Source organism: Turicibacter sp. (genome assembly GCF_017941855.1).
Classification (GTDB): domain Bacteria; phylum Bacillota_I; class Bacilli_A; order MOL361; family Turicibacteraceae; genus Turicibacter; species Turicibacter sanguinis.
Genome location: NZ_JAGAVR010000011.1, coordinates 18,924 through 35,355, shown reverse-complemented (window position 1 = coordinate 35,355; position 16,432 = coordinate 18,924). Strand labels below are relative to the sequence as shown.

The 16,432-nt window shown below is 34.1% G+C and carries 15 protein-coding genes; 7 read left to right on the top strand and 8 right to left on the bottom strand.

Annotated features, from left to right (window positions below):
* Positions 1–159 precede the first annotated feature (159 nt).
* The 3 genes from tpiA to J6D32_RS01965 all read right to left on the bottom strand — a co-directional run bounded on the left by tpiA (position 160) and on the right by J6D32_RS01965 (position 4,121).
* Positions 160–912, bottom strand: a complete 753-nt coding sequence (tpiA, locus tag J6D32_RS01975; RefSeq protein WP_006783424.1) for a triose-phosphate isomerase — start codon at positions 910–912, stop codon at positions 160–162.
* Positions 913–944: 32 nt separating this feature from the next.
* Positions 945–2,033: a glycosyltransferase family 4 protein gene (locus J6D32_RS01970; RefSeq protein ID WP_006783425.1), complete on the bottom strand. Its 1,089-nt coding sequence runs from the start codon at positions 2,031–2,033 to the stop codon at positions 945–947.
* A 162-nt stretch (positions 2,034–2,195) separates the two neighbouring features.
* Positions 2,196–4,121: a response regulator gene (locus tag J6D32_RS01965; RefSeq protein ID WP_006783426.1), complete on the bottom strand. Its 1,926-nt coding sequence runs from the start codon at positions 4,119–4,121 to the stop codon at positions 2,196–2,198.
* A gap of 416 nt (positions 4,122–4,537) precedes the next feature.
* On the opposite strand from J6D32_RS01965, the gene J6D32_RS01960 reads away from it, so the two are divergent.
* The 6 genes from J6D32_RS01960 (at position 4,538) to J6D32_RS01935 (ending at position 11,663) form a co-directional block, all read left to right on the top strand.
* Positions 4,538–6,067: a spore germination protein gene (locus J6D32_RS01960; RefSeq protein WP_006783427.1), complete on the top strand. Its 1,530-nt coding sequence runs from the start codon at positions 4,538–4,540 to the stop codon at positions 6,065–6,067.
* 17 nt (positions 6,068–6,084) lie between these two features.
* Positions 6,085–7,152: a GerAB/ArcD/ProY family transporter gene (locus tag J6D32_RS01955; protein WP_009606822.1), complete on the top strand. Its 1,068-nt coding sequence runs from the start codon at positions 6,085–6,087 to the stop codon at positions 7,150–7,152.
* Complete coding sequence (locus tag J6D32_RS01950) at positions 7,149–8,363, top strand: Ger(x)C family spore germination protein (protein ID WP_006783429.1); 1,215 nt, start codon at positions 7,149–7,151, stop codon at positions 8,361–8,363. The genes J6D32_RS01955 and J6D32_RS01950 overlap by 4 nt, the downstream gene beginning before the upstream one ends.
* 242 nt (positions 8,364–8,605) lie before the next feature.
* Positions 8,606–9,418 (top strand): hypothetical protein, encoded by an 813-nt coding sequence (locus tag J6D32_RS01945; protein WP_006783430.1) that lies wholly within the window; start codon positions 8,606–8,608, stop codon positions 9,416–9,418.
* Positions 9,419–9,525: 107 nt separating this feature from the next.
* On the top strand, positions 9,526–10,836 hold the full coding sequence (locus J6D32_RS01940; protein ID WP_006783431.1) for an MATE family efflux transporter: 1,311 nt from the start codon (positions 9,526–9,528) through the stop codon (positions 10,834–10,836).
* A gap of 14 nt (positions 10,837–10,850) precedes the next feature.
* Positions 10,851–11,663 (top strand): MerR family transcriptional regulator, encoded by an 813-nt coding sequence (locus J6D32_RS01935; RefSeq protein WP_006783432.1) that lies wholly within the window; start codon positions 10,851–10,853, stop codon positions 11,661–11,663.
* Positions 11,664–11,687: 24 nt separating this feature from the next.
* Here the strand turns inward: J6D32_RS01935 and J6D32_RS01930 are convergent, their stop codons facing one another.
* The 4 genes from J6D32_RS01930 to J6D32_RS01915 form a co-directional block, all read right to left on the bottom strand.
* Positions 11,688–12,242: a hypothetical protein gene (locus J6D32_RS01930; protein WP_006783433.1), complete on the bottom strand. Its 555-nt coding sequence runs from the start codon at positions 12,240–12,242 to the stop codon at positions 11,688–11,690.
* 74 nt (positions 12,243–12,316) lie between these two features.
* The gene (locus J6D32_RS01925) at positions 12,317–13,330 is read right to left on the bottom strand and encodes a sensor histidine kinase (RefSeq protein ID WP_129821488.1); all 1,014 of its coding nucleotides are present in this window, start codon (positions 13,328–13,330) and stop codon (positions 12,317–12,319) included.
* The gene (locus tag J6D32_RS01920; RefSeq protein ID WP_006783435.1) at positions 13,327–13,998 is read right to left on the bottom strand and encodes a response regulator transcription factor; all 672 of its coding nucleotides are present in this window, start codon (positions 13,996–13,998) and stop codon (positions 13,327–13,329) included. The genes J6D32_RS01925 and J6D32_RS01920 overlap by 4 nt, the downstream gene beginning before the upstream one ends.
* A gap of 527 nt (positions 13,999–14,525) precedes the next feature.
* Complete coding sequence (locus J6D32_RS01915; RefSeq protein WP_009606818.1) at positions 14,526–15,476, bottom strand: alpha/beta hydrolase; 951 nt, start codon at positions 15,474–15,476, stop codon at positions 14,526–14,528.
* A 169-nt stretch (positions 15,477–15,645) separates the two neighbouring features.
* Here J6D32_RS01915 and J6D32_RS01910 point away from each other — a divergent pair, with 169 nt between their 5' ends.
* Positions 15,646–15,807, top strand: coding sequence for a DUF1540 domain-containing protein (locus tag J6D32_RS01910; RefSeq protein ID WP_006783438.1), 162 nt, complete (start codon positions 15,646–15,648; stop codon positions 15,805–15,807).
* Positions 15,808–16,054: 247 nt separating this feature from the next.
* Here J6D32_RS01910 and J6D32_RS01905 read toward each other — a convergent pair whose 3' ends face one another.
* The gene (locus J6D32_RS01905; protein ID WP_195944722.1) at positions 16,055–16,399 is read right to left on the bottom strand and encodes a hypothetical protein; all 345 of its coding nucleotides are present in this window, start codon (positions 16,397–16,399) and stop codon (positions 16,055–16,057) included.
* Positions 16,400–16,432: the final 33 nt, after the last annotated feature.

Sequence of the window (16,432 nt, the reverse complement as noted above, 5' to 3'; positions counted from 1 at the left end):
GTTATGTTAATCCACTCTACTAGGCTACAATACTCATCCAAAAAAATATAATATCTTTGAAAACCTTAAATGATTGGCATTGAAGGTGTTTTTCTTCTCTTTTAAATACATAGCTCATTAAAGAAAAAGACGTTAGGCCTACCACCTAACGTCTTTTGTTTATCCTTGATAATTAACTAAAGCTAAGAATGATTGAGGATCAAGTGATGCTCCACCAACTAATGCTCCATCAATATGTTCTTGAGCCATTAACTCTTTAATATTTGATGGATTAACTGATCCACCATATTGAATGCGTACAGCTTCAGAAACTTCTGTTCCATATACTCGTTCAACAACTGAGCGAATATAACCAATGGTTTCATTTGCTTGTGCAGCTGTTGCAGTACGCCCCGTTCCAATAGCCCAAATTGGTTCATAAGCAATGATAACATTTTTTACTTGTTCTGGCGTTAATCCTTCTAAAGCTTTCACCGTTTGAGTATCGACAACTTCATTTGTTGTCCCACCTTCACGGTCCGCTAAAGATTCACCGACACACACAATCGGAATTAAATGATTCGCGAAAGCAGCATGAACTTTTTTATTAACTGTTTCATCTGTCTCATTAAACATTTCACGGCGCTCGCTGTGACCAAGCACAACATAAGAGACACCAATTCCTTTTAACATATCCGGAGCAACTTCACCTGTATAAGCACCATTTTCTTCAAAGTGCATATTTTGTGCTCCAATACGAAGTGCATTTCCTTGACGTTTCACTAAACAACGTAAATATGGAAATGGTGCACAAATAACTGATTCAACAGTTTCTGATGATACAACGTTATCTTTAACCGCATAAATAAACTGTAACGCCTCATCTCGTGTTTTATTCATTTTCCAGTTTCCAGCAATAATTGGTTTTCTCATTTTTCTCCACCTCTAAGTTATCATGATTTCTATTATTCAACAGAAGAGGTCGTTCCCTCAACTTTCTCCTCTGCCTTCTTCTTATTTTTTGATTTTGATCTAAATAACCCCGTTGTGTTAAAGACTAACTCAACAACAACAATCGCAATCACTAACATAACTAATCCATAGAATTTCGATGAAACAGTATATAAAATAGCTGTTAACGAGAATAATAAAGCAATTCCATATAACACTAAAACACTTTTAACATGCCCTAAATTACGATCTAGTAATTGATGATGAACATGTCCACGGTCTGGTGCAAACGGTGATTGACCATTTAATGTACGTCTAATAATGGCCCATAGCGTATCGAAAATTGGAATCGATAAAACGATAATTGGAACAATGAATGAGACGAATGCTGCATTTTTATATCCAAGTAAAGAAAAGACAGAAACTGAGAATCCTAAAAATAATGATCCTGTATCTCCCATAAACACTTTAGCTGGATGGAAATTATGCACTAAGAATCCAAGAGTTGATCCTAGTAATAAACAACACATCGTTGCAACAAAAAGTTCTCCTTGAAAAGCTGCTAAAAACGCCATGGTTCCAAATGAAATCGCAGAAATTCCAGAAGACAACCCATCTAATCCATCAATCAAGTTAATCGAGTTGGTCACCCCAACAATCCAAACAACTGTGACGATTCCGCCTAACCAGCCTAAATCAATAACAGGAATAAACGGCAAGTAGATTTTATCAATCATAAAATGACCGTATGAGACCATAATGAGTGCTGCAACTAGTTGAGCCAATGCTTTCGGTTTAGCTGGAAGTTCAAACATATCATCGAGCATTCCTGTGACGATAATGACAAATGAGGCAATAAAGTAGGCATCAATAAATGCAATCTCACTCGCATCCAGTGCCTTTCCCTTTACATTGAATACCATGTATCCAATTAAAAAGGCAATGTAAATAGCGAGTCCTCCCATTCGTGGCATCACTTTACTGTGAACTTTTCGTTGATTTGGTTGGTCAACTGCATTCGTAAAATGAGCCAATTTAATCACATACGGCGTAATTACTACCGCTAAAATAAAGCAAAAGCTTATGACTAATAGGTAAATCATAATGACACCTCAATATTTAATTTTTTCTGTTATTATACCACAAATTTCATCTGTTTAGAATAATAGCTCAAAAAAGAACTTCACAAACCCTTAAAATTTCAAATAAAATCCACATATTATCCATGTATAACCAAAAATAAAAGGTAGTATAAACTCTACCCTTTATCGTTTAATTTGGTCTTCAATACGCCCTAGTTCATCTGTTACTTCCATGAACTCTTCGAGGAAGATACTTAAAATATCTTCAAATCCCGCTTCAGCTTTTAAAGCAGATTCTAATTCACGACTATATTCGTATAACTCATCTGCTCCTAGTTGTGCGGATAACCCTTTAATCGTATGAACCGTTCGAATAGCATCTTCTAAGTTCGATTCAATCAACTGAGGTAGATGTTCTACAATCATATAGAAATGTTTTCTAAAATTATGAGCGATGCGTAAATATAACCTAACGTTTCCTGCAATGCGTTCTAAAGCATATGAAATATTTAAAGACATTGATAACTCAATTAACTGTTCTGCTTTAATTGGTTTAACATCGAATGGTTTAGGGTTGATAACACTATAAACACCACTTGATAACGTATAGTGGTCTACCGGTTTTGGAACATATGCATCTACTCCATGACGTAAAATGAAATCTAACTCAAAACGATCACTAACTCCCGTTAATAAAATAACTTTAGCATCCGGATTAATGAGCTTAATCGCTTTAAAAGCTTCCACGCCACTTAAACCAGGCATGATAACATCGAGCAAGATACAATCATATTGATTTGCTGCTTTAGCATAATGTTTAACGGCTTGTTTTGGATCTGAAAAAGCAACCACACTATATCCAAAACTCTCAAGTAACGCCTCCGTAATTTCAAGATTTGATAGTTCATCATCAATTAATAAAATCTTCCCCGCACCCCGTGGAATAGATTCTTCGTTAATGACTTCTTCAATTCCATGATTGATTGGAAGATACAGTGTAAATGTTGTTCCTTTCCCAACGACTGACTCTAATGTAAGTGCTCCATTATGTGAGCGAATCGCATCGACAACTCCTGCAAGTCCCATTCCGGTTCCTTTTCCTACTTCTTTTGTTGTAAAGAATGGTTTGAAGATTTTATGTTGTAAACGTTCTTCAATTCCACAACCGGTATCTGTGATTTTTAAAATAGCATAGTCATTAGGCGTAATATTTGTATTCAAAAGATTTCCAGGAATGCTCTCCATTTGAGCATGTGTTAAAACTAATTCAATTCTCCCCTGACCTTTAATAGCATCTCGAGCGTTAATACATAAATTTAAAATCGCATTATTAAGCTGCGAAGAATCCCCTAAAATAAAATATTCATCTGGTTCAATTTGTAAATCGATACAAATTCGACGATCAATCGTATGTTTTAACATATTAACTGTATCTTTTACGATGGGAACTAAATCGATATTCATTCGTTTACTTTCCGGTTTATGTGAAAAAGCTAATAGCTGACGCGTTAATTCAGTTGAATGACGAACTGATCGCTCAATCCCATCCATATAACGAAGCAATGTTTCATCTTCTGTCATCGTTTTCATGAGCGCTACATAACCTAAAATCCCATTTAACTGATTATTAAAGTCGTGACTAACCCCACTAGTTAATTGACCAAGTGCCTGTAATTTTTCTAACTGCCCATCGATGACATCATGGCGCTTTTTATTGGTGACATCAATAATCATCCCCTGAACAACTAACACTTTGTCATCATCAAACACTTTTGCACATTTTATCATTAACGTTTCCCATGGCTCATGTTTATGACGAAGTAATAAATCCTGAGTCAGAATAACCTCTGGACTCAATAAAAAACTTTCAATGATTTCATTGATTGATTCATTTTCAAATAAACTTTGAGATTTAGAATGACGATTTGAATGCCCCTCAACATCTAAAAGTTGTTTCACTTTTTCCGTTACGTACCAAGTATTTTCATTCACTTTATATTCAAAAAAACCGCAAGCCAACTCTAATAAATTAGTATACCACGAGGGACTCCCCACTGTATCAACTTCATCATAAATTTTAACTAACCTATCCATTTCAATAATTCTCATAAAATCACCTGTTAAGTTCTAACAGAAACCCCACTTTCTACTTAAAGATTTCGATACTAATAGGTATCCCCAATACCATTTAAGTATATACATTCTTTTTCAAATTATTTCCTTTTATATCACTCCTATTATAAAGGTTTTCATAAATAGATTCAATGAATTCGCTAATTTAAATGTAGAAATACTTGGAATGTCGTAAATATCATGTTAAAAACATATTTTTTTATTCAAGAAATTTAAACAATTAAAATCCCGTTTATCTGTTGAAGCAAGAGAAATCGAATCTTTCATTATTGTCACATGACACAAATTTAAAGAAAATTTTATGGTAATTCATATCTTCTATTGTCTTTTTTAGAATAGATTTCTAAATAATTCAAAAAATATATAGACAAAAAATGAAAATAGGTGACGATATGTTCAAATTTATCCGAAGTAAACTATCTTATTTGAAGAACCCCTCACTTTATCAATATAAACCCGCTCATTCAAGTACTAACGCTGAACTACTTTCAAAGAATTTAACTGAAACGCTCCAAAGATTAAAAGAAAAATATCATGATTCGGCTGATTTAGTTATAAAAGAGACGACGATTAAAGGACGAAAGATTGCATTTATTACAATAGAATCTATGGTCGATATGACTCAGCTATCTGAAATGGTTCTAGCCCCAATGATGAACTTAGAATTAAACGACATAAAAAAAACAAATCTAAGTTCATTTATTAAAGATCACCTCGCGATGGGAGTTGATATTAAGGAGATTTCAACTTATGAGGAAATCTTTCATATGATTATGTCCGGATCAGTCACCATTCTAATTGATGGATATCAAGAAGCCATTGCATTCTCTATGGTCGGCTATGCATTTAGATCCCCCGATGAACCGTCAGGTGAAACTAATATACGTGGTTCTAGGGAGGGATTTTGTGAAGTCATTCGAATTAACATGACAATGGTTAGACGACGATTAAAATCTAATCATTTAAAATTTGAATTACTACAAGTCGGAAAAAAGAGCAACACAGATGTTTGTCTGATGTATTTAACCGATAAAGCAGATCCTGAATTATTAGCTTATATTAAGGATAGGCTAAATAAAATCAATTTAGACGTTATTCTGGATACAGGTTACCTGATTCCCTTTTTAGAAGGTAAACCCTTTTCAATCTTTTCAGACATCGGTACAACCGAAAGACCAGATTTTGTTTGTTCTAAACTTTCAGAAGGAAGAATTGTGCTTCTAGTAGATGGGTCACCCTTCGCTATTTTCTTACCTTTCTTTTTTTCTGATCATTTTCAAAATCTTGACGATTATACGACTCAACCTGTTTACGTATCATTTCTACGTATCATTAAATATATTGCCTTTATCCTCACTACCTTACTACCTGGGCTCTATGTTGCACTTGGAAATCATCATCCCGAACTACTGCCTGAAATCTTACTCTACAGAATTGCTACTTCAGAGCAAACAACTGCTTTTCCTTTAATCTATCAAGCTTTAATCATTGCCTTAATCTACGAGATTATGCGTGAAGCTGGACTGCGTCTACCTCGGCCAGTTGGGACCGCAGTTAGTATTATTGGTGCTTTGGTAATAGGTGATGCTGCTGTTCAAGCTGGACTTGTCGGTACACCAATGGTCATGATTATTGCACTAACAGCCATTTCAGAATTTGTTATCCCTTCATTACATGTTCCATCCTCTTTTTTAAGAATGACTTTTATTTTATTAGGAGCTGCTCTTGGTTTATACGGGATTGCACTCGGTATATGCGGACTATTCATCAATTTATGCGCTCTCCATAATACAGGTTATTCTTATATGACTCCATTAAGTCCATTAAAATTTAAAGCCCTAAAAGATACAATATTGAGGTTTAGTCTTAAGCACACGAATTCTTCGATGGATAATGTTAACCATTCATCTAATGAAGACTAAAGATAAGGATGATATCCATGAAAAAACCATTGAGTACCGCCCAATTAGTCATATTATTATTCTTCTGTCGACACTACTCACTTTTAACCTATACCAATAGTGAACAAGCACTAGAAGCCAGTTTATACGCCATTGTAATAGCTGATATAATCAACCTACTATTTTTAATTCCTGTATTTTTATTGTTAAAAAAAAATCATTCACGTAACCTTATGGCAATCGCTCAAGATATTTCTCCATTTTTAAATAAGCTGATTTATCTTGTACTTTTTGTCTTTTTTATTCTCACTACCTTTATTTCATTAACCGAGTTTGGAACCTTTATGACAACTACTATTTTTCCAACTACTAGTTCGGCAATTATTCTGTTTAGCATGTTAATTTTTTGCATGTATGCTGCCATAAATGGACTAGAAACAATCGCCAAAACAGCTTCACTCCTTTTACCCATGATTATTATAGGGATTCTTCTTATTACCTTCTTTTCCATGTCTAATATTGATTTTGATAATTTTAGACCCATTTTAGAAAATCCAATCTTAACCATCATAAAACGTGCATGGACCATCTCAATTAGAAATATCGAATTAGTTGCGCTTATTTATTTACTGCCGTTTTTTAATGGAAGTAATAAAAAAGTGGTTGGTGGATTCTTAGGATCTTACACCGTGTCACACGCACTCTTAATCTTCATGACAATTGCTGTTCTTGGCGAATACGCCTATGTCCAACAATATCCCTCCTACTCTATTGCAACTGTCGCTAAATTTTCAATTTTCCAAAGACTTGATTCCTTATATATGGGGATTTGGGTCTTTACCGGATTTATTAGAATCTCTTTAAATCTGTGGTTATCTATCCATCTCTTAAAATATTTAGTTCCTGCTAAATATCATAAATTTCTTCTTTTAATGACTTCAATCATTTTATTTATTGTCAGCCTATATCGTAATTATTTCTTTAATATTTCATTAGCAGAATCTATTTTTCTTATTCATACGGTCCTATTTATCACTTGTCTCATCTTTTTCCCTCTACTATTGCTTATCATCCAAAAAATTTTTAAAAAGGAATCTTACTCATGATAAAAAAACTAATCTTCTCTTCTTTTATCTTCTGTTTTTTAACAGCCTGCACCAATATAAAACCTCTGAGTGAGAGATTAATTGTAGAGGTTATAGGAATAGATTATGATGCCCAAAATGGTGAATACAATTTGTCTATTCAACTATTTACACCACAGGGAGGAAGTAGTCCCACTACCATTGATCCTACTCAATCCAATACCAAACTAGTAAATGCTACAGGGGAAAGTATGTATGAAGCCTTACAAAATGCAACATTATCGATTGGTAATAGTTTCTTTTATGGAGATACACGTATTATTATTTTAGGAGAATCTGCTTCAAAAAACTGTTTCCAAGAAATCATGGATTTTTTAAGTAACTTTAGCGAAACGAGTGCTAATCTAATGATTGTCACAACTAAAGGCCCCGCTTCCGAATTATTAAAGTTAAATATCACAGAAGGGATTACTCCTGCTGTCGGGATTACTAATTTATTAAAAAACTCTCGACTTACAGGGGAAGGGATAGAACTCTCTTACCTCGAAGCGATGCAAGGATATCTTAGCAAAACCCTTTCTCCTATTTTACCAGTTGTTTCTTTAACACAAGAGAAATCTAGTAGCGAGACTGCTGTCAATGGAAGTTCTAGTGAAAAAAATGATAGTCATTCATCTTCCGAAATTTCAAATACTGCTCCAATTAAACTTGATGGCACGGCATTATTTCTCAATAAAAAATTGATTGGCTATCTTAATCAAAATGAAACAAAGGGTCTGGCTATAATTAGAAATAAGCTTGATTCAACTCATTACACGGCAAAGATAGAAAAACTTAAATATGCTAATGTATCACTCTACAACTTAAAATCAACTATTAAAGTTGAACAAGAAGGAGATCAATTTAGTTTAAAAATAATCATTAAAACCCAAGGAGATATCAAAGCCTTTACGTTTGCCGATAACGTAAATAGCTTAAATGATGACGATATCCGGCAATTAGAAAAAGAAATTGAAAATCAAATTAAATTTGACTGTGAGCAAACCATCACCAAGTCAATGAAAGAATTTAATGTTGATTTATTTAGGATAGGTGATAAAGTTTGGAAAAAAGATGCTAAAGCATATCCAAAAATTAGAGATAACTATGCCGATTTTATAAAAAACTTAGATGTCACACTCGATATCCATGTGAATATTAATCGAATTGGATTAGAAAATATCTTAAAATAATGAAATTTAAATCGTTACTCAAACAAGATAAAAATCATTGATAGATAGGACAGCATTTCCTAATGATCTAGTCTTATTGCTATATCATATCTTCATTTTCTTTAGGACTAAAAAAGGCACTGATTAGTGCTTTTTTTAATCCGTTAAAATCACTTTTATAAAAACTTGGAAGACATGTTAAGACTATTAGGCATATGATATAAGTGAATTAGTTTGAATTTTTATGAAAAGAGGGGATGAGCGTGAAAGAGAGTCAATTAAAACAATTTCGTTCAAAATTAAATAAGACCGTAGAAGAAATTCCTGAATCTACACCCGAAGAAGAAATGACCCATCAACTGATTGAAGCCTTATCAGATAAAATCGATGATATGAATTTATTTATTTCACAAACACAAGCACTGCTTTCCCAATCATCCCTTCAAAATAAATCTGATGTTCGCTCTTGTTCAACTGAATCCTCTACGTCTAACGGTAACTCTAACACCTCTACTTCATCTGATGCCTCTTCAAATCAGACTGCTTCATCTTGTGATTGTTCAACTAATACGACTTCGGCTAGTACTAATTCAGCTAATACGACTTCATCCAATGATACTGATGAGCGAATTGGAATTGTAGGCAGTGGCATTGGAGGAACAGCAGGTTCAAAAAAAATAAGCCCTGATACTTTTCTTTTAGGATCTAGTAATTATGAATACTACTCACCAGATAAAACAAACTATCTCTATGGATTTACCAACTCTGAATTTTTTGCTTTTATTGGGGCATTAGACCCTATTGAATATATTCTTGTCATTACTGTCATTTCTATTTTAATCGCAACTCAATTAAATACTAATGAGCAACAACTTGTGGGAGGTGCCTTAATCGACATTGGAGTCACCATTGGGAATATTGTCGAACAAACCCTATTCCAACAAGCGCGTCAAAATGAAATCAATACTAAAAAACGTCAAGCGGCCTTTCAAACCGATATCAGTAATATTTACAACAGCCTTGTCACCTTACAAGAAGAAATTAATGCCTTAAGAGATGAGCTTAATCTAGATTAATTGACCTGCAAAAGCACTCCGTCCTTTTGCTTTTTTAAAAAAGTCATTGACTCTCCACTTACTATACAGTTTACAATAAAACATGATAGAAAAGGAGAGTTGATAAAATGACTAAAAAGTTTTTAAGCTATGCCATTCCCTCAGCACTAGCCATGTTCGTAGCTTCCCTATACACCGTCATTGACGGAATCTTCATCGGAGCTGGAGTTGGAGACACAGCCCTGGCTGCCATTAATCTTGTCATTCCTCTAACCATCATGTTATTTGGAATGGCAACTATGTTTGCTGTTGGTGGTGGCGCTTTAATTTCCAAAAATCTCGGAAACAATGACCCCCAAAAAGCTAACCACCTGTTTAGGCAAGTCTTTAAATTTTTACTCATCATTAGCTTGGTGATTAGTTTTATTTGTGTTATCTTCACAGGTCCTATTGTCAAAGGACTTGGTGCAACCCCTGATTTAATGAGCGATGCTAAAACATACCTCAGATTCTATTCACTATTTTGCATTCCAAACATCATTGGAATTGCCTTAAATAGTTTTATCCGAAATGACAGTCGTCCAAAACTAGCGATGATAGCAACCATCCTTGGAGCCATCACTAACATCACCCTTGATTATCTCTTCATTTTCCCGCTTCAAATGGGATTACGTGGTGCTGCCATCGCAACAGGGCTTGGACAAATCGTAACCGTAGCAATTCTACTTCCACACTTCATCAAAAAACGTGGATCGCTAAGCTTTGGAAACGTCAAATTAGACTTTACCGTCATCAAAGAATTTTCAAGTATTGGATTCCCATCCTTCTTTGCTGAAGCCGCCTTTTCCATTATTATCTTTCTGACAAACATCGCCCTAATCCAAACCGTTGGTGAACAAGCCATCACCTCATACAGCATCACCAACTACCTGACCACTCCAATCTACATGCTATTACTTGGTTTAGCATTCGGAGCACAACCTCTTTTAAGCTACCATTTTGGAGCCAAAGAACCTCACACCATGTTAAAATACTATCGATTAACCATTATCACATCTTGTATCATTAATCTCATCTTTATTGGGCTCTGTTTCTTCTTAGGACGTCAAATGATCAGTATTTTCACCCAAGATGCACAAATTATTAATATGACCTATATCGGGCTTAATATCGTCAACCTTGCCTTCACCGTAATTGGCATCAATTTAGCGACTACCATCTATTATCAAGCGATTGAACAACCAAAATACTCAAACTGGATTTGTGCTTGTCGCTGTATCATCTTTTTACCCGTTGTCCTACTCATCCTGTCATTCCTTTTTGGCATTCATGGTATTTGGGCAAGTCTACTCGTCTCAGAACTTTTCACGATGCTGACCTTCTATTTCAGAACCAATATGACTCAACTAACAACTAACGCTATCGAAACTTATGCCTAAGGAGTTGAAGAGACATGTCTACCTATTTTACAATTGGTGAAATTGCGAACATGTACAACCTTTCCATCCAAACATTAAGACATTACGATAAAATTGGACTTCTAAGTCCTGCTTATACTAACCCTAAAACGGGATATCGCTACTACTCGATTCAGCAATTCGTTAAAATTGACTTCATCAAACATGGAAAAGCACTTGGCATGACACTAGATGAAATTAAAGTATTAATAAAAAAAGACCTCGACTTATTCGCTTTAACAGACGTTTTAAATAAGCAAAAACTTCAAATCAAACAAAAAATAATTGAACTTCAAGAAATTGAACAACACATCAACAATCTACAGGCAAGGTTATCTGAAGTTGAAACCTTTGGCCTAAATAAACCCTTTTTAAAAAGCGAAGACAGTCGTCACTTTATTCGCTACAACTACGTTTCAAAAAATGAAATTGAAGTTGAAATCAACATCCGAAATGTCGTACTTGATATGGAAACTAAATATGGTCGTCATAACTCTGAACTCGTACTGGAAGCCAACTATGAGATTTTAAAATCAGAAAATCGTGTTCAGTACGATCAAATGCTCATTAAACTATTAGATTCTACCTCTTCAAACACAACATTAGAAGCGGGAACCTATGCGACATTATTTTATGACGATCATTATGGAAACAATAAAATCTATTATAGTCAACTAGAAGAGTTTATCTCTAAACAACGACTAACCCCACTTAGCGATGTTTATGAATTTGTGATTATGCCTCGTATTGATCAAAATGGGATTGAAAAATCCATCACCCAACTTCAAGTCCTAGTCAAAAAATCCTGAATGCACATGCACTCAGGATTTTTTTTATAAATCAGCCCCATCATTTAATAAAAATCCAACAACTTGACGAATATCTTCATTCACATAAACTTTAATGATGCGTTGATTTAAATCTTCAAATCGGTAAATGACGTCATTTCCATCTTTTGATGAATCGAGCAACGATACGGTATCTGCTAACTGATGCTCACTTAAAAAGCTCACGGCTAATTGTTCTAAGCTTTGTTCGTGATACTCACTATCTTTTGTATTAATATCAAAACGAATTCCAATCAATTGTCCCTCAATATATTCACCGACAATGCGATTCACATCATTTTCTTTTGGTTCACGATCTAGCACTAACCCAACACGGTCACCCTTATAATTGACCTGTGTGTCTTCTTCAGCTAAATCAGTTGATTCATAAACACCTACAGAATAATCATTTAAATCAATGCTTTGATGAAAATATAATTGATAATCCTCTACTAATTGATTAACCAGCGTTTTAACTTCTTCTGAGGGGACTTCATTCGCACACCCTGATAATATCAAAACTCCTACCGATAGAAATAAAACTAGCCTCAACCACTTCATCGATGCACTTCCTCCTTAAAAAACAACCTAAAATGCAACTTTAATAGTTACAGTATGGCAATTTTTAGAGGAAATTATTTAAAAATTAATAAATTTCCTTGTGGAAAAATCAATTTAACAGTCGTTCCTTTGTTCACTTCCGAATCGAGATGAATCCCAATACTTAACTTATGACACAGTTTTTGGCACAAATAAAGTCCCATTCCCGTCGACTTACCAAAAATACGACCATTTTCACCTGTAAATCCTTTATCAAAAACACGTCCTAAATCTTTCTCACTAATGCCTACCCCATTATCCTCAATCCTTAAAATAATTTGCTGATTATGCACGTTTGATGAAATCTTAACCACAGCATTCTCAGGTTTTGAATACTTAATGGCATTCACCACTAATTGATTAATAATAAATTCAACCCACTTTAGATCACTCAATAAGCAACCCTCAATTTCACCTAAATCGACGGAAACTTTCTTTAAAATAAAGTCTCGTGAATTTTGACGAATCACCTTCATCACAACAGATTTCAACTCAAACTCTTTAATCACATAATCTTTACTGACATCATTGCTTCTCGCATAATAGAGTGCCTGTTCAATAAAAGCTTCCACCTTTTTCACTTCATCCTCAACACGACGTGCCACGTCACTTTCATTATTTTCAAGAATCAATTTCAAAGAAGCAATCGGCGTTTTAATTTCATGAACCCATGTCTCAATATATTCCCGATATTCCGTTTCAAGTTCTTCGTATTTATTGACATTTTCATGCATCGATTTCGTAATATCATACAATAAACTGTGAAAAAGTTGGCCTTCTAAAAATTCTGGCTCTTCAACCACCTCTGCCACTAAATATTTCTCCTCAAGTTCTTCTAAGACCGACTCCAATTGATTAAAGTAACGTCGCCACTTAAAGTATTCAATCAGCATATAAGAGATAACTGGAATAAACCATAAACATCCAACTAAAAAAATAACGACTCCGCTCACTTTAGCAATAAGCATAAACATTAAAATAACTAAAAAAACTAACATTTGAATGACTAAAAAGGTAACATGATTCTTTACATAATCAACGAATCTCATGGCATGATGTACCCTAGCCCACGACGCGTTTCAATCGCATCCTTAAGACCAATTTCCTCTAGTTTTTTTCGAAGACGTGTCACATTCACCGACAACGTATTATCGTCAACAAATAAATCTGATTTCCATAAATGCTCCATCAAAACATCCCTCGAGACAATTTGGCCCTGATTTTTAATGAGACATCCTAAAATTTTCAGTTCATTCTTTGTAAGCTCCATCGTCTTTTGTTCATAAGTGATACTTCCATTCGACAAATTCAGCGTCAGACCTTTATAACAAAGCGTCTCACTTGCCGACAAAGAACCATACGTTCGTTTTAAAATGGATGAGATGCGCGCTAATAAAATTTGCGTATTATACGGTTTGGTAATAAAATCATCAGCGCCTAAATTCATACTCATTAACTCATCTAGCTCACTATCTCGACTCGTTACGACAATAATTGGAACATCAGATGATTTTCGCACTTCTTTACAAATATAATATCCATCAAAAACAGGTAAATTAATATCTAATAAAATTAATTGTGGCTTGATCGTTTCTACCTGTTCTACAATATTTGAAAAATCCGTTGGTGCTTCAACCTCATAACCATAACGGCTTAAAAAAATTTGAAGCTCTTCACGAATCACTTCTGCATCTTCAATAATCATAATTTTTTGCAAAATGATACCTCCACTTCTAAATCCAACTACTCTTATTATACCCTAGCGTCTGGTATAATTATCCTTACAATTTTGTCACAAAAAAAAGAGTTCATCTATCTGAACTCAAGTTTACTCTGCTACATATAACTCATTAACAGTCTCTTCTTTTACCCCGATTACTAAGACTAATACGATGACTTTTAAAATTTCCATTACTGCTCTTAGCATGATTATCTCTCCCATCTTCCTTTAATTAAACTGATGTATTTAAAATGCTACTTGCACCACTCATTCACATGCTCTTCTTTAATCCCTACTATTAAGACTAAACCAATTACGTTTAAGATTTCGATTACAAATTTCATCTCCATCATCTCCTCAAAAAGTTTTGTTAAAACTCACTGACAGATACATTATATCTCCTGCCCTAATCTTATAACATCGAACTAGATGACAGAAATCTTTCATTTTTGTCATATAAAAAAATCATCCCAATTCGCCTAAACGAAATGAGATGATCCCTGGTCTTCATATTGTCATTCAACTTATCTAACATATTTCTCGATAAATTGATAAATTCCACTAAAATACTCCTTCTCCATTAAGTCATCCGCTTCACAATGACCGAGTCCCTCTATGTACCAAAGTTCTTTTTGTTCATGTGGAATCGCATCATAAATATACTGGCTACTCTCTGGTGGGGTAACCTTATCTTCTGTTCCATGAATTAATAACACGGGAACCGTAATATTCGAAACAGCTTTAACAGGTTGAATATCATCATAAACTAGATTTTCTTTAAGTTTTAACACGACATTCCCAGCCCATTTAGCATAACTCACCGGTAAAAATGGAATATTTTCAGCGATAATTCCAAGTTCAACGGCACTCTCCATCGTATGATATGGCGCGTCTAACACATAAAAATCAGCATATTTACTTTCTTCATTTAACTCAGTATGCATCGTTGCTGTGGCAGCTCCCATCGAAAATCCGTGAATTCCTAAAATTCCATTTGGATATAACTCACGAGCAAATCCTGCAACAGCATCTAAATCAAATCGCTCATATAATCCAAACGTATAATTTTCACCACCTGTTAATCCGGTATGACGTTGATGGTAAACAACCACATTATAACCATTTTCTAAATAATTAAATGCTGAATTTAAGACCTCATGATAATTGCTTCCGATTCCGTGAACAATTACCATCACATCATTTGTTGGCGTATTCGCCTTAATATCTAAAACTTCAACCTCATAGCCATTTATAGGACTCTGTACAAAGGTTGTAGCATGTTCATATTTATCTAATGTGTCTAACACTTTATCTTCACGCTCTGTGTAAAAAACAGTCATATCTTCTGCACTAACTGACGGATTCTTTCCAACTGTTCCATCATAAACCATATTCCCAATAATCCAAGTTGCTAACGCAAAAATAGATCCTGCACCAACCGTTGAACCGATAATGACCTTTTTCTTTTTTTTCATTCTAAATCACCTCTTTTTGGAATTCAGTCATTGCTTTTTATTTATTATATCAAAATTATTTTGTTTTTCAAATTATTTGATTTGTAAACATTTAACATTCATAACTTTACTCCTAAATTCTCATACTATAATTGTTGTTTAACAACAAATTTATTGGAGGATGATCACAATGCATGATAAAAATCCAGGTGTCAAATGTACAGTAAGTAGTTGTAAATTTAATAACAATCAAAAACATTTCTGTCAATTAAATCAAATCACAGTGGGAACACATGAAAAGAACCCAGTCCAATGTGAATGTACTGACTGTCAGTCATTTGAATTAAAATAATCACACGTTGTCTCCATCCTAATATCTTCTAAAGCTAGGGCTACCCTAGCTTTTAAAATTTCCCAGGAAAACTATATTTAATTCATTATATTCAGCAATTCCCTAAAATAAGACAACTGATTTAATAAAAAAGGATTTTTTTTACTTCCTATCTGATCATCATGTCTGTTTTCTTATATGCCCCTTAATTGAGTTAATAAACTGATAGAAAATAAAAAAAGCAAACATCGAGCGTTTGCTTTTTAAATTAGAATAAAAATAATTGAACAATGTTTGCAACAATGGAAAAAATAACAAATCCTTTTGCCCATCCCGTACGATGTCGATAATATAAAATAAGTCCAACTAATGCACTTGTACCAATCAAAATTCCAATTCCTTGTTCTAAATAAAAATTCGTCGGCAATGAAGTGACATTTATCCAGGCTAACCAAAAACTATAAACAGCTGAAATCCAAATCATAGCATGTGTTAGTTTAGACTTTTTAACGCTTATCAAAAGAACAACGATTAAAAATGCTAAAATAAATAAAATAACAAATAACAAAAACAAATAACCAAGTGCCATTTCATTCCCTCCTTTTTCTAACATCTGTATTATAGCATCCAAATCTTTAAAATTTAT

What these genes read in the sequence shown, in the direction of transcription:
- J6D32_RS01925 (WP_129821488.1), bottom strand. Translation starts at nt 13,330, where the DNA reads ATGAGATTCGTTGATTATGTAAAGAATCATGTTACCTTTTTAGTCATT.
- J6D32_RS01930 (WP_006783433.1), bottom strand. Translation starts at nt 12,242, where the DNA reads ATGAAGTGGTTGAGGCTAGTTTTATTTCTATCGGTAGGAGTTTTGATA.
- J6D32_RS01950 (WP_006783429.1), top strand. Translation starts at nt 7,149, where the DNA reads ATGATAAAAAAACTAATCTTCTCTTCTTTTATCTTCTGTTTTTTAACA.
- J6D32_RS01935 (WP_006783432.1), top strand. Translation starts at nt 10,851, where the DNA reads ATGTCTACCTATTTTACAATTGGTGAAATTGCGAACATGTACAACCTT.
- J6D32_RS01955 (WP_009606822.1), top strand. Translation starts at nt 6,085, where the DNA reads ATGAAAAAACCATTGAGTACCGCCCAATTAGTCATATTATTATTCTTC.
- J6D32_RS01905 (WP_195944722.1), bottom strand. Translation starts at nt 16,399, where the DNA reads ATGTTAGAAAAAGGAGGGAATGAAATGGCACTTGGTTATTTGTTTTTG.
- J6D32_RS01970 (WP_006783425.1), bottom strand. Translation starts at nt 2,033, where the DNA reads ATGATTTACCTATTAGTCATAAGCTTTTGCTTTATTTTAGCGGTAGTA.
- J6D32_RS01965 (WP_006783426.1), bottom strand. Translation starts at nt 4,121, where the DNA reads ATGAGAATTATTGAAATGGATAGGTTAGTTAAAATTTATGATGAAGTT.
- J6D32_RS01910 (WP_006783438.1), top strand. Translation starts at nt 15,646, where the DNA reads ATGCATGATAAAAATCCAGGTGTCAAATGTACAGTAAGTAGTTGTAAA.
- J6D32_RS01940 (WP_006783431.1), top strand. Translation starts at nt 9,526, where the DNA reads ATGACTAAAAAGTTTTTAAGCTATGCCATTCCCTCAGCACTAGCCATG.
- J6D32_RS01960 (WP_006783427.1), top strand. Translation starts at nt 4,538, where the DNA reads ATGTTCAAATTTATCCGAAGTAAACTATCTTATTTGAAGAACCCCTCA.
- J6D32_RS01915 (WP_009606818.1), bottom strand. Translation starts at nt 15,476, where the DNA reads ATGAAAAAAAAGAAAAAGGTCATTATCGGTTCAACGGTTGGTGCAGGA.
- tpiA (WP_006783424.1), bottom strand. Translation starts at nt 912, where the DNA reads ATGAGAAAACCAATTATTGCTGGAAACTGGAAAATGAATAAAACACGA.